The following is a 13,370-nucleotide window of genomic DNA, read 5'->3' on the forward strand; positions in this document are numbered from 1 at the left end:
CGCGCATCCCGCGCAAGACACCGCGCGACCAGCGCCCCCAGCGGCGCGGGAGTGCCCGGCGCGACCTCCAACAGCGACGGCGCATCGCGAGTCATCACCGAGACCGCCAGCCGGCACTGCCCTCTCCGGCGTGCGGCGTCGCGCCGCGCACAGCTCGAACAACACGACGCCCACCGCGTAGACGTCCGACGCCGGAGACCACGCCCCGGTGTCGATGCGCTCGGGGGCCATGTACGCCAGCGAGCCGATGATGGCGCCCGTGCTCGTCAGCCGGGCCCCGTCCGCCAGCGCCGCGATGCCGAAGTCCGCGAGCTTCAGCGGACCGCCACGCGCCACGAGCACGTTCTCCGGCTTGACGTCCCGGTGCACGACGCCACGCGCGTGCGCAGCCTCCAGCGCGCGGGCCAGCTCCCAGCCCAGGAGCGCGACAGCCTCCGGCGGCATGGGGGCCAGGCGCCGCGCCAGCTCGCGCAGGTTCTCCCCCTGCACCCACTCACAGACGAGGAACGGACCGCGCACGGCGTCCTCGCCAAAGTCATGCACCGCCAGCACGTTGGGGTGCTGGAGCGACGCCACCACCTCCGCCTCCTGGCGGAAGCGCTCGGTGAGGCGGGCCTCCATGCCCGGGTGCATCACCTTCACCGCCACGCGGCGGGACAGCCGGAGGTCGCGGGCGAGGAACACCGTCGCCATCCCGCCCCGCCCCAACTCCTGCTCCAACTGGTAGCGGCCGGCCAGCAGTTCGCCCGTCATCGCGCGCGCAGTCTAGGAAGCGCGATCCGCGCGGGCAAACCCCGGGGCCCCGTCACTGCTGGCACACGCGAAGGGTGGAGCCGGGGATCAGCACACACGCCCCGGGCCGGGAATCGGGGCACTCCGCATCCGACCGGCAGGGGTGGTGGCACTTCTTCCCACCTCCGGAGTCGGTGCAGAGGCCGCAGCGGGTGCACTCCAGCGAGGATTCGCAGAACCTCCCCAGGTTCCCGGGGGTCAGGCCCTCACACGTCTCGACGCACAGGGACTCCGGTCCCGGCGAGCATTGGTAGCCCTGGGGACAGCCCTGCACGGAACAGCGCTGCGCGCAGCGTCCGTCCTTGCAGCTCGCGATTCCGGAGCAGGCGATGTTGTCCGAACAGGGCTCGGTGAGGCGGGGGCCGGGCTCGCACTCATCGTAGAAGTCTTCGCAGCGCTGTCCCTCCGGGCACTCCCGGTCGGCGGCACACGACAGCACGCAGGAGTCCCCTGAACAGCCCGCGTCCGGCGCCTCCCGGACCTGGATGTCGAGCGGGCACCCCGGGCCCACCAGCAGGACCCCGAGCACGAGGAGGAACGGGAACGGGCAGCGCATGGGCGCAGGAGTACTTCAACGCGAAGGAGGAAGGACAGCCCTTAGCCCTCTTCGCCCAGGTAGCGGAACACGGAGCGCAGGCCGATGCCCAGGGCCCGGGCCGCCTCCTTCTTGCTGCCGCCGCTGCGGGCAAGGGCCTCGCGCACGTAGCGCAGCACGAAGGCATCGCGCGCTTCGTCCAGGGGCACCAGCGGCGCCGTGTCCGCGGCCAGGTCCAGGTCCTCGACGCCGATGAGCTCCCCCGAAGCGAGGATGGCCGCGCGCCGCACCCGGGACACGAGTTCGCGGACGTTGCCCGGGAAGGGATGACCGCGCAGCGCCTCCGCCGCCTTCTGCGTGAAGCCCCGCGCGCGAGCCCCCTGCTGCTTCAGCACGTGGTGCGCGATGAGCAGCACGTCCTCGCCGCGCTCCCGCAGCGGGGGCACCTCCAGGCGCACCTCGTCCAGGCGGAAGAGGAGGTCCTCGCGGAAGGCGCCCTGGGCGACGAGCGTCTTCAACGGCTGGTGCGTGGCGGCGATGACGCGCATGTCGACCTTGCGGGGACGGTGTTCCCCCAGCCGCGTCACCTCGTGCTCCTGGACGACGCGCAGCAGGCGCGACTGGAGCGACAGCGGCATGTCCCCAATCTCATCCAGGAAGAGCGTGCCCCCGTCCGACGCCTCCACCAGCCCCGCGCGGTCGGAGGTCGCGCCGGAGAACGCCCCGCGAGCGTGGCCGAACAGCTCGCGCTCGATGAGCGACTCCGGGAGCGCCGCGCAGTTGATGGCCACCAGCCGTCCCCGCCGGCCGCTCCGCCGGTGGAGGGCGCGGGCCACCTCCTCCTTGCCCGTGCCCGTCTCCCCCTGGATGAGCACGTGAAGGGACGTGGGCCCCAGGCGCTCCACCTGCCGGTAGAGGTTGCGCATCGCGGGCGACTCACCGATGAGCCCTTCGAACGTGGCCGCGGCGATGCGCTGCGTGAGGCTGTCCACCTGGGCGCGCAGGTCGGTCAGTTCTCGCGACGTCGCCAGCAGCAGCGCCGCGAGCGAGGAGAGCGCCATGGCCTCCTCCAACTCACGAGGAGAGAACGGAGGGCTGCCCAGGCGCCGCCCCAGGTACACGGCGCACAGGGGCGCGGAGGCCGCGCGAAGCGGCAGCACGAGGGCGGAGGTCAGCCGCAGCGCCAGGACACTGGGAGCGCCCGCGAGCGCCGCCTCCGCCGCGACGTCCGGAACCAGCACTGGAGCACCAGAGCCCACGACCTGATCCACCAGGCTGTCCACCACCACCGAAGCCGGCACGGAGCCGGTGGCCCCCAGCACCTGCCGCCGCTCGCCTTCCACCGACACGAGGAAGCCCACGTCCGCGGAGGTGACGTCCGCGATGCCTCGCAGCGCGGCCTCCAGCAGCTCCGACGCGGGACGCTGCACGAGCAGTCGCGAAGCGAAGTCCGTCAGCACGCCCAGCAGACGGGAGGGCGCCACGGAAGGCGCCAATCCTGCCGGAGCCTCGGAAGCCGTCAGCGTGAGCGAGGCCTTGCCCAGGGTGAAGGAGGCCCCCGGCTCCAGGGGCGACAGCTCCACGCGCTTGCCACGCACCCGGACGTCGCAGTCCGGACCGGCGGCGGACACCGTCCACCCCCGCGCGTCCCGGAACAGCAGGGCATGGCTGCCCTTCACCCCGGGCGCGGAGAGGACGACGTCGCACGCGGGCTCGGAGCCCACGGACACCACCGGCTTCTCCAGCGCGAAGGAACGTCCATCCGGAAGGGTCAGGAAGAAGCGCATGCGGCGGACGAGTCTAGGACGGCTGCCCGCGTCAGCCTCCTCAAGCGGTCTTGCAGGGCTTGCAAGCCGCACAGGTGCGCGTCGACGCCACGGGGCCCTCCAGCGGATTCGATTGCACTGCAATCATTTCGCGAACTTACGACGTTCCCCGAAGCGTAGACAGGTGCAACCATCCACGTTGTCAATTGCCGGAGGCCAAGTGATGTCCCTGGGAGCGAGGATCAACGCCTACATCGAAGGGCGGAACGAGAAGCAGGCGGCGGTTGCAGCCAGTTGGTTGGAGCGCTGGCGCAAGCAGGATGGAAATCCCGCATCATGGAAGGACTCCACCATCATCTCCCATCTCAGCAGGCTTGTGTCGGACCAGGAGCAAGGAGTCCGCTTCTTCTTCGAGGACCTGCGACGACGCGAGCTGCTGCTCGACATCCTGCAGGTCCCCTCAAGTGAATGGCCTGCGCTGGTCAAGCTGGCGGAACAGGCACTGAAACCTGTGGAAGAGCCTTCCCGGATCATCATCGATCTCATGGGATGGGGCCTGAAGATGGACGTGGCATTCTCTGAACTCACCCGTTGCTTCTTCGGAGAGGGCCCATTCCCCATCGCGCTGGTCCTCCTTGAGGACCAGGACAGGCTATTGCCACGGGGCATCGAGCAGCTCATCCAGGACAAGAAGGTCCGCCTGGTTTCCGTGAAGGAGGCCGCCGAAGGCAGGGAACGGCTCAAAGCGCTCGCGGGCTCGAACAGCCTCGTGGTCTCCACGACCCCATTCGAGCACTTCGAGCGATGGCTTGCTGCGGACTTCTCCGACGGCAGGCTCCAGTTCGAACCCCCTGACGGCATCGAGCTGTTCCGCAGCCAAGGGCACCTGCCGCCACTCCAGCCCATTCCAGCCGCGAATGAACTGAGCCAATGGGTCAAAGAAGACGGATCCGGTTCTGCATCTTCGTTCTCCGCATCAACATCAGGACGCCAGCGCCATCTGCAGATGCGCGCCCTTCGGACCGAGGAGGGCTCAGCGAAGCTCCGGATGGGCATGCACGAGCGAATGCGGCTGGCCAGGGCCCTCGGCATCGCCGCGACATCCACAGCAGAGGAACGCACCGAAGTCCTGATGACCCGGTTGCAGGATGAGCTGGGACTGCCCCTGACTCCCGCGAAGCCAGAGGATCCAAAGGCCTATCAAGCACAGGCCCGCCGCCGGAAGATCGGTCCCCTGGCCCTGCGAACGGGCTCGACCGTTCATCTGATTAACGTACCCGACGCCAAACACCGGGCCGAGGGACGCCCGTGGGTACACGTCCACGACATCGAGCCGGAACCAACATCCTTGAGCCGGCTCCTCGCGGAGGTTGACGGATGGAATGAGGCGGATTTCCTGGCGGATCCCTTCCTGGATGGTGTGCTGAAAAAGCTGACGACTCACGCGGACGAGCGCACAGCATTCCTCCATGCGCGCGCTGGCCTGCTGCTGACACAGGCCCTTCACCCCAAGATCGCCACTCCGGTCACGAACTGGAGGGCCGCCTTGGAGGAGTTGGTGGCAGGTCCTCCACCCGCAGCAGTGCTGAGACTTCGCATTGAGGGCGAATTGATCGATTTCGCAGGCGGGAAACGACCCGCATTCGCCGTGACGAAGGAGCGGATGACGAACGCGGAGAAATCATCCCTGCCCGTGTTGGAACAAGTTCCTCCAGTGGGAGACGTGCTCTTGCGCCGTGACGAAAACCCATTCGTCGTAGGGAATAAGGGAGTCGACGAGCGCGACGCATGGTCACGCAGATATCCATGCGTCCTCCTGCCCTTGGAAGAAGAAACCGCACGGGACGCGAGCAGCTGGCTCGACCTCTTCGAGGGCTCGTATCTCAAGACCAACGCATGGAGGGAAAACAAGCCAATGCATTGGGACAAGTACGCCAATCGGGTGATCAATGGAAACATCGAGGACTGGTTCGCGAAAAAGCTCCTGCTCCCCGCGGATGTCTGGCACGAGGCCGATCGGGAGCTGGCACTCATCTGGCTTGCGCTACGCTCGGCGCTCGCCAACCCGCATGCCATCCCGCTTTTCGACGGGACCGTCCTTCTCAGGTTGGGAAGCGCCTTCTTCGCGGAACTCCGCATCATTCAACGAGCGGCCTCCTCGGACTCCAAGGCGGTCCTGGGAGGCCTGCTGTTGAATGTCCAGTTCAACGATCTACACAACTACAAGTTTCCAGAAGCCGCGGGCTGCACCCTCATGGAAATATCGGAACTGGTCCCCACCCATACCGTGAAGGGAGGGTACGACTTTGGAGCCAGACTGCCCCGGAGCATCAGCTTGCTGGGAGGACGCTTCTATGCGGAGATCCGCTTCCGTGGCTCAGCACTCTTCGCGGGAGTCCCTGACTCCATTCCTTCAGCGGCCGCTTCGGTGGCCCGCTCCGAATCAGAGAAGCAGGCCGAGGAGCAGCGCAAGCGTGACGACGATGATGACGACGACTACGACGATTGAGTTGTCGTCCGTCCCGGTCCCCTACTCCTTCGTGAGGTCGTAGACCTCCTGGATGTTGTGGAGCGTCTGGACGAAGTCCAGCTTCAGGTCCTGGAGGATGCCGTTGCGCAGGTCGAACACCCACGAGTGCACGACGGGGAAGCCGCGCGTCAGGTAGGACTTCTGCACGGCGGCCGTCTTGATGATGTTGATGCTCTGCTCCAGGACGTTGAGCTCCACCAGCCGCTCGTAGCGCTTCGTCTCGTCCGTGATGCCGTCCAGCTCTTGCTTGTGGAAGCGGTACACGTCGCGGATGTTGCGCAGCCAGGGGTTGAGGATGCCCAGGTCCTTGGGCTGCATCGCCGCGCGCACGCCGCCGCAGCCGTAGTGGCCGCAGACGATGATGTGCTTCACGTCCAGCTGCCGGACGGCGTAGTTGATGACCGACATCACGTTGAGGTCGACGTTGTTGACCAGGTTGGCGACGTTGCGGTGCACGAACACGTCACCGGGCGGCAGGCCCATGATCTGGTTGGCGGGGACCCGGCTGTCCGAGCATCCGATGTAGAGGAAGTCCGGCTGCTGCGACAACGACAGCTTGGTGAAGTAGTCCGGATCCGCGCGGAGCTGCTCCTCCGCCCAGAGCTTGTTGTTCTCGAAGATCTTGTCGTAGGGAGTCACGGCCGGGACGCTGGCACGGGCGGGCTCCACCGTCGAGAGGTCCCTTGCCCAAGTGTCAGGCGCGGCCCCGCAGCATCCAGTCCCAGTACAGGCGCGGCAGCCCGTACTTCTTGAGCAGCCACAGGTCCCGCCGCTCCACCAGGGTGTTGATGAACGGAAGGCTCGGCGCGGGCTTGCCCTCGTAGTCGAACTCCGCGAGCAGCATCCGCCCGTAGCCCGTCACCAGCGGACAGGACGCATAGCCGTCATACCGGGCCGTGGGCTCCTGCCCCTCCATGACGGCGACCAGGTTCTCCACCAGCACCGGCGCCTCCGCGCGGACGGCGGCGCCGGTGCGGGACGTGGGCAGGTCGCTCGCGTCGCCGATGGCGAACACGTTCGGGTGCTCCGGGTGCTGGAGCGTGTGCTTGTGCGCCTTGACCCAACCCGCGTTCGGGCCGTCCTGGTGCGCGAGCGCGCTGCGCTTGATGAAGTCCGGCGCGCTCTGCGGGGGCGTGACGTGCAGCACGTCGTAGCCCACCGTCACCTCCTCCCTGCGCCCGTCCCGCGTCACCGTGAAGACGGCCTCGCGGGTGGCCGCGCGCACCTCGACCAGGTCGTGGCCGAAGTGCGTCTCGATGCCGTAGCGCTCCACCACGCCCTCCAGCACCCGGGCGAAGGGCTGCACCGCGAAGAGGGTCCGGGCCCCCGAGCCGAAGACGACGCGCGACTTCCCGGTGAGCCCGCTGCGGCGCAGGTGGTCCGCCACCAGGTACATGATCTTCTGCGGCGCCCCCGCGCACTTCACCGGCGTGGCCGGGTGCGTGAAGAGGGCCGTGCCCCCCTGGAACGCCCGCACCATCTCCCACGTCTTCGGCGCCAGCCGGAAGTCGTAGTTGCTGGACACGAAGGGCGTCTCCAGCGCCTCGCGCAGGCCGCGCACCTTGTCCCAGTCCAGCTGGATGCCGGGGGCGACCACGAGGAAGTCATACGTCAGGCGCGCCCCGCCCCGCGTGCACACCTCCTGCCGGACCGGGTCCACCTCCTCCGCCCGGTCCTGGATCCACTTCGTCCCCTTCGGGATGTAGTCCGCCTGGGGCCGCACGGAGCTCGCGATGTCCGCGGCGCCCCCGCCCACCAGCGTCCACAGCGGCTGGTAGTAGTGATGCGCCGAAGGCTCCAGGACGGCGACATCCCGCACGCCCTTGCGCCGCAGCCGCGCCGCGACCGTGAGGCCCGCGGTGCCTCCGCCGATGATCAGCACGCGGTGGTGCTGCGAGGGAGCGGACATGCGACCTCCGTGTAAGGGCTGGCGAGCCTGCGTTCGGAAGCATCCCACGGCAACTGCGCTCCAAGGTGATTTTCCGTTGAAAGCAGGACATCCCTTTCTTGGGCCTGGCTTTCGGAGCAGGATTCAGGAGTCCGAACCCGAAGGATTCGACATGATCTTCCGCCAGCTCTTCGACTCCGAGTCCTCGACCTACACCTACCTCATCGGGGACGAGGCCACGCGTCAGGCCGCCCTCATCGACCCGGTGCTGGAGCAGGTGGAGCGCGACCTGCGGCGGGTGGCCGAGCTGGGACTGGTCCTCACCCACGTCTTCGACACCCACGTGCACGCGGACCACGTCACGGCCTCCGGCGTGCTGCGGGAGCGCACGAGGTGCCAGGTGGTGGCCGGAGCGGGAGGGGCCGAGTGCGCCGACCTCCACGTGCGCCATGGAGACACGGTGCACGTCGGCCAGTGCGCCTTCCAGGTGCTCGCCACGCCGGGCCACACGGACGACAGCGTGAGCTACCTGCTGGGCGACCGCGTGTTCACCGGGGACGCCCTGATGGTGCGGGGCAACGGCCGTACGGACTTCCAGAACGGCAGCGCCGGCCAGCTCTACGACACCATCACTGGCGTCCTCTTCCAGCTCCCGGACGCGACGCTCGTCTATCCCGGGCACGACTACCACGGGAACACGGCGACGAGCATCGGTGAGGAGAAGCGCCACAACCCGCGGCTCGCGGGCAAGAGCCGCGAGGAGTTCATCCAGGTGATGAATGCCCTCAACCTGCCCCGCCCCAGGAAGATCGACCTCGCCGTCCCGGCCAACCGCGCCTGTGGCCGGACACAGCCCCCGGTGCCGGGGGCCTGACGTCAGGCCGGCTTCGCCAGCTCCGCGTCAATGGCCTGCACGAGCCGCGGATCCTCCGCCGCCACGTCCGGAGCGAAGCGGCCCGCGACGCGGCCATCCCGGCCGATGAGGAACTTCTCGAAGTTCCACTGCACCTCCGGCGGAGGGTTGGCCGTGATGCCGTAGCCCTTGAGGTTCGCGCGCATGGGCCCCTCGCCCGTGGCCTCCGGGATGGCGCCCGTGAGCGCTTGGTAGAGCGGGTGCTTGTCCTGCCCCACCACGGAGATCTTCGAGTACATCGGGAAGGTCACGTCGTACTTCAGCGTGCAGAACTGCTGGATCTCCGCCTCGCTGCCCGGCTCCTGCCCCAGGAAGTCGTTCGCGGGGAAGGCCAGCACCTCCAGGCCCTGCGCCTGCTTGCTCGCGTAGAGCTTCTGCAGGCCTTCGTACTGGGGCGTCAGGCCGCACTTGGACGCGACGTTCACGACCAGCAGCACCTTGCCCTTGTGCTGACCGAGCGTCCGGGGGGCGCCGTCGATGCCTTTGAGGGGGATGTCGAAGAGGTTCTGGCTCATGTTCAGCTCGGTCTCCGTTCGAGGGGGCAGCCACTCTAGCGCGGCAAAGTGCCAGCCCCGGTGTGGTGATTTGCGGCGGTCCGCGCAGGGCGGCAGGCGCGGGCCCCTGGAGGGAACGGCTGGCCCGGGCCTTGCGTTGTGTGGACTCCCTCCCACCCATGCACCGGCTCCTCGCTCCCCTCCTGCTGCTGCTCGTCGCCCTGGCCAGCGTGGCGGGCGGAGCCGTGTGGTTCATCCAGCGCGACCGGCAGGCGCTCGTGGAACAGTTCGGGCGGGACCGGCAGGCCCAGCTGGAGGAAGCCGCCAGCGGCGTCGCCCGTTCGCTCGAGGACCTGGGGGACAACCTGCGCTTCGCGAGCGAGCTGCTCGCCCAGCCCGGCTCCACCGGAGACCATCACAACGAGCTGCGGGCGCTCCTGGAGGCCGTGGGCCAGTACCGCGCCATCGCCGTGCTGGGCCCGGACGGCGAGGAGCGGCTCTTCCTGGTGGACCACAAGTCGCGCCACCTGCCACGGGAGGCCGTCCATCCCCCGGCGCTCGCGGACACCGCGCGTCAGGCGCTCGCGGCCCCGGTGGGGCACGTCATCCCCTCGCACCCCATCGAAGGCGCGGCGTCGTCCGGGTGGATGCGCGTCTTCGCGACCCGCATCGACTCCGACGCGCCCGGGGGCGGAGGCGCCGTCGCCATCCTCGTGGACACCGAGCCCCTCTTCGCGCCGCTGCGCATGGTGACGGTGGACGGGAACACGCGGCTGCTCCTGCTGGGCGCGCACGGCACGCCCGCGCCCATGAGCGACCCGGCCCTGGCGTCCTGGCACGGACGCCTGGGTGAGTCCGCGGGCGCGCTCGTGCCGGGGCTGCGCGCGCTGGTGGCGCGGATGCGCGCGGGCGCGTCCGGGACGCTGCGGCTCAACGAAGCGGAGGCGCAGCGCCTGGGCCTGGGGCAGGCGGACGCGGTGGCCACGTTCCGCCCCCTGCGCATGCGCGGCGAGGCGTCCTGGTCCGTGGCGACGCTCTCCTCCACGAACGCCCTGCGCTCCCACGAGCGCACCCTGGTGCTGCGCCTGTCGCTGGCGGCGCTGCTCGTCGCGGTGTTCCTGGTCGCGTTCGGGACCTACGTGGTGCTCGCCAACCGCCGGGCCGTGGCGCTCCGGGAGAGCCTGCGCCACGCGGCGAGGTTCGCGCACCTGCACGAGAAGACGCAGAAGATCCTCGACCACATCCCCACGGGCATCCTGGCCCTGAGCCACGAAGGCCGCATCAGCGCGGTGAACCAGGCCCTCCGGGCACGCCTGCCCGACAGCGCCGTGGGCAGCACCCTCCCGGAGGCCTTCCCCACGGCGTCCTCGGCGGCGGTGCAGCGGCTGGGGGCGCTGGTGCTGTCCGCGCGGGACAAGGGCGCCGTGCGCAGCCTGCACGGCGAACCGCTCAGCCTCTTCAACGAGAAGGACCAGTTCAACGTCCACGCCGTCCCGCTGGAGCACGGCGACGGAGAGGCCAGCACGCTGCTGGTGCTGGAGGACCTGAGCAACGTGCGCATGCTGGAGGACCAGCTCTTGCGCGCGGAGAAGCTGGCCACGGTGGGCGTGCTCGCCGCGGGCGTGGCGCATGAGATTGGCACACCGCTGGGCATCATCCGGGGGCACGCCGAGTACATGCTCCAGAAGGTGGGCGGCGTGGAGCACCCGCAGGGCCGGGGCCTCAGCGCCATCGTCACGCAGATCGACCGGGTGAGCCGCATCATCCGGCAGCTCCTGGACCTCTCGCGCCTGCAGCCCGCGCGGGCCGGCGTCGTCCCGCTCGCGCCCGTCGTCCGGGGCCTCCAGGAGCTGCTCGACGTGGAGGCCGAGCGCCGCCGCGTCCACTTCGAGTGGGACGTGCCCGAGCGGCTCCCGTGCCTCGCGGCGGACGCGGATCAACTCCAGCAGGTGCTGCTCAACCTGGCCCTCAACGCCTGTGACGCCTGCACCGCCGGAGGCCACGTGCGGCTGAGCGCCAGGGCGTACGCGGCGGCGGACGCCGGGGCGGTGGAGCAGGTGGAGATCCGCGTGCAGGACGACGGCCGGGGCATCGCGCCGGAGCACCTGCACCAGGTGTTCGACCCCTTCTTCACCACCAAGAAGCGGGGCCAGGGCACGGGCCTGGGGCTGAGCGTGGTGGCCCAGGTCGTCCGCAACCATGGGGGCCAGGTGGGGGTCGACAGCGAGCCCGGCCGGGGCACCGTCGTCACGCTGCGGTGGCCGGTGGCCGCCGCGCCTGGCTGGGAGGAACGTCATGCCGTCTAGCGCGCGCATCCTCGTGGTGGATGACCACGAGGAGATGGGACAGATGTTGAAGGAGCCCCTCACGGACGCGGGCTATCGCGTGGACCTCTCCACGGGCGGCGCGGACGCCATCGCCCAGCTCAAGGCCCGCGTCTACGACGTCGTGCTGTGCGACCTGCGCATGGAGGAGGTGGACGGGCTGGACGTGCTCGCGGCGGCGCGGCGGCACGACCCGGAGCTGCCGGTGCTGCTGATGACCGCCTTCGGCGCGGTGGAGAGCGCGGTGGAGGCGATGAAGCGGGGCGCCTGGCACTACCTCACCAAGCCCTTCCGCCTGGACGAGGTGCTGCTCCACGTCGGGCGGGCGCTGGAGGCCCGGCGCCTGAAGGCCGAGCACCGCGACCTCAAGCGGCAGGTGGCCCAGCGCAACGGCCTGGGGGCGCTGCTGGGCCACAGCGTGCCCATGCGGACGCTCTACGAGCTCATCGACCGCGTGGCCGCCTCCGAAGCGCCGGTGCTCATCCGCGGGGAGAGCGGCAGCGGCAAGGAGCTGGTCGCCAGGGCGCTGCATTCGGAGGGCCCCGGAGCCCGGCGCCCTTCGTGGCGGTCAACTGCACCGCCCTGCCCCACGCCCTCCTGGAGAGCGAGCTGTTCGGCCACATCAAGGGCGCCTTCAGCGGCGCCACCACCACGCGCCGCGGCCTCTTCCTGGAGGCGGACGGCGGCACGCTCTTCCTCGATGAAATCGGGGACATGCCCCCGGAGCTCCAGGCGAAGCTGCTGCGCGTCCTCCAGGACGGCGAGGTGCGGGCCGTGGGCGCGGACGGCTCGCGCCGGGTGGACGTGCGCATCCTGGCCGCCACCCATCAGGACCTGGACGCGCGGGTGAAGGAAGGCCGCTTCCGGGCGGACCTCTTCTACCGGCTCAACGTCGTGTCCCTCCGCGTCCCGCCGCTGCGCGAGCGCACGGAGGACATCCCCAAGCTCGCCGAGCACTTCGTGGCGCAGGCGCGGGCGCGCAATCCGCGCTCCCCCGTCACCACCCTGTCCCCCGAGGTCGTGGCCACGCTCGCGCGCATGCCCTGGCCCGGCAACGTGCGCGAGCTGGAGAACCTGGTGGAGCGCCTGGTCGTCCTGGGCGCGCAGCCCACCGTGGACCTGGCCCAGCTGAAGCTGCACACCACGGAAGCGGCGCCGGAGGTCCACCCGCTGGCCGCGGCCCACGGACAGGTGGTGCCGCTGAGACAGCTGGAGGGTGAATACATCGCGTGGGTGGTCGCCCGCTGTGGGGGCAACAAGACGCGGGCGGCGGAGCTGCTGGGGATTGATGTCTCCACCATCCACCGCAGGGAGCGCACCGACAGCGGCGTTTCGCAACGCTAGGACGACGCGCTTTGCCAGTCATTGCGCCGCACCGCGAGCGGCGCCCGACGGGAGGACAGCGGCACGGCCCTTGCTCATGTATCAGGGCATGAACCGAACCCACCTGTTCCTCCTGCTGTCAGTCATTGGCCTCACCGGCTGCGCCCGTCGCGCGGCCAACCCGAGCACGGCCGACGCCCACACGCCGGCCCCGTCCGTCAGCGATCGCGGCAACGCGGCGAAGCCCGCGCCCGATGACGACACGGAGCAGGCGCTCGCGGCGCTCAGCGCCACGCCCATCTACTTCCCGCTCGACTCCTCGCTCCTCCCGCCCGAGGCCACCGACGAGCTGGCGCGCATCGCCCAGGCCCTGCGTCAGCGCGGCCTCGCGAAGGTGACGGTGGCGGGCCACACCTGCGAGCTGGGCACGACGGAATACAACGTCGCGCTGGGCCAGCGCCGGGCGGCCAGCGTGCGCGCCTACCTGGTGAACCTGGGCGTCGAGCCCGGGCGCATCTCCGTCATCTCCTATGGAGAAGAGCGGCCCGCGGACGTGAACGCCCCGGAGAAGAACCGCCGCGCGGAGTTCTCCTTCCGCCTGGCCGAGCAGGCCCACGCCGGCGACCTGTAATCCCTTTCACCCCCACGCGCTCCACGCCCCCATGCTCCCCACCGACAACGCCCCCCGTCCGCCGTCCCCTGCCCGTTCCCTGCGCTGGCCCTGGGCATCGCCGCCGGAGTGGCCTCCTGGCAGGACGCGAGCTTCTTCATCCTGCGCACGCCAGAGCCGCCCCCCGCCCCTCCG

At 69.8% G+C, this 13,370-nt stretch carries 10 protein-coding genes and 1 pseudogene; 5 read left to right on the forward strand and 6 right to left on the reverse strand.

The window, feature by feature from the left end:
• The 3 genes from ACLEQD_RS22925 to ACLEQD_RS22935 form a co-directional block, all read right to left on the reverse strand.
• A partial coding sequence (locus tag ACLEQD_RS22925) for a serine/threonine-protein kinase (RefSeq protein ID WP_410386733.1) occupies window positions 1–753 on the reverse strand: 753 nt, incomplete at its 3' end.
• Between the two features lie 52 nt (window positions 754–805).
• Window positions 806–1,348, reverse strand: coding sequence for a latent transforming growth factor beta-binding protein (locus ACLEQD_RS22930; RefSeq protein WP_410386735.1), 543 nt, complete (start codon window positions 1,346–1,348; stop codon window positions 806–808).
• A 41-nt stretch (window positions 1,349–1,389) separates the two neighbouring features.
• A complete protein-coding gene (locus ACLEQD_RS22935; protein ID WP_410386737.1) occupies window positions 1,390–3,114 on the reverse strand; it encodes a sigma 54-interacting transcriptional regulator in 1,725 nt (574 codons plus the stop codon).
• A gap of 202 nt (window positions 3,115–3,316) precedes the next feature.
• On the opposite strand from ACLEQD_RS22935, the gene ACLEQD_RS22940 reads away from it, so the two are divergent.
• Complete coding sequence (locus ACLEQD_RS22940; RefSeq protein ID WP_410386739.1) at window positions 3,317–5,602, forward strand: hypothetical protein; 2,286 nt, start codon at window positions 3,317–3,319, stop codon at window positions 5,600–5,602.
• A gap of 21 nt (window positions 5,603–5,623) precedes the next feature.
• Here the strand turns inward: ACLEQD_RS22940 and ACLEQD_RS22945 are convergent, their stop codons facing one another.
• Together ACLEQD_RS22945 and ACLEQD_RS22950 are read right to left on the reverse strand one after the other, a co-directional pair.
• Entirely contained in the window at window positions 5,624–6,262 is a 639-nt protein-coding gene (locus tag ACLEQD_RS22945) for a carbonic anhydrase (protein ID WP_410386741.1), read from the reverse strand.
• A gap of 55 nt (window positions 6,263–6,317) precedes the next feature.
• A complete protein-coding gene (locus tag ACLEQD_RS22950; protein ID WP_410386743.1) occupies window positions 6,318–7,532 on the reverse strand; it encodes an FAD-dependent oxidoreductase in 1,215 nt (404 codons plus the stop codon).
• 151 nt (window positions 7,533–7,683) lie between these two features.
• Between ACLEQD_RS22950 and ACLEQD_RS22955 the strand changes: the two genes are divergently transcribed.
• On the forward strand, window positions 7,684–8,385 hold the full coding sequence (locus ACLEQD_RS22955) for an MBL fold metallo-hydrolase (protein ID WP_410386745.1): 702 nt from the start codon (window positions 7,684–7,686) through the stop codon (window positions 8,383–8,385).
• A gap of 2 nt (window positions 8,386–8,387) precedes the next feature.
• Here ACLEQD_RS22955 and ACLEQD_RS22960 read toward each other — a convergent pair whose 3' ends face one another.
• The gene (locus tag ACLEQD_RS22960; RefSeq protein ID WP_410386747.1) at window positions 8,388–8,939 is read right to left on the reverse strand and encodes a glutathione peroxidase; all 552 of its coding nucleotides are present in this window, start codon (window positions 8,937–8,939) and stop codon (window positions 8,388–8,390) included.
• 158 nt (window positions 8,940–9,097) lie between these two features.
• Between ACLEQD_RS22960 and ACLEQD_RS22965 the strand changes: the two genes are divergently transcribed.
• The 3 genes and pseudogenes from ACLEQD_RS22965 (at window position 9,098) to ACLEQD_RS22975 (ending at window position 13,196) form a co-directional block, all read left to right on the forward strand.
• Window positions 9,098–11,224 carry a two-component system sensor histidine kinase NtrB gene (locus tag ACLEQD_RS22965; protein WP_410386749.1) on the forward strand — a complete coding sequence of 709 codons (2,127 nt, stop codon included), beginning with the start codon at window positions 9,098–9,100 and terminating at the stop codon, window positions 11,222–11,224.
• Window positions 11,214–12,586, forward strand: a pseudogene (locus ACLEQD_RS22970) (sigma-54-dependent transcriptional regulator). The gene ACLEQD_RS22965 and the pseudogene ACLEQD_RS22970 overlap by 11 nt, the downstream one beginning before the upstream one ends.
• Window positions 12,587–12,674: 88 nt before the next feature.
• Window positions 12,675–13,196 carry an OmpA family protein gene (locus ACLEQD_RS22975; RefSeq protein WP_410386751.1) on the forward strand — a complete coding sequence of 174 codons (522 nt, stop codon included), beginning with the start codon at window positions 12,675–12,677 and terminating at the stop codon, window positions 13,194–13,196.
• Window positions 13,197–13,370: the final 174 nt, after the last annotated feature.

Source organism: Corallococcus sp. 4LFB (assembly GCF_046520365.1).
GTDB classification, from domain to species: domain Bacteria; phylum Myxococcota; class Myxococcia; order Myxococcales; family Myxococcaceae; genus Corallococcus; species Corallococcus caeni.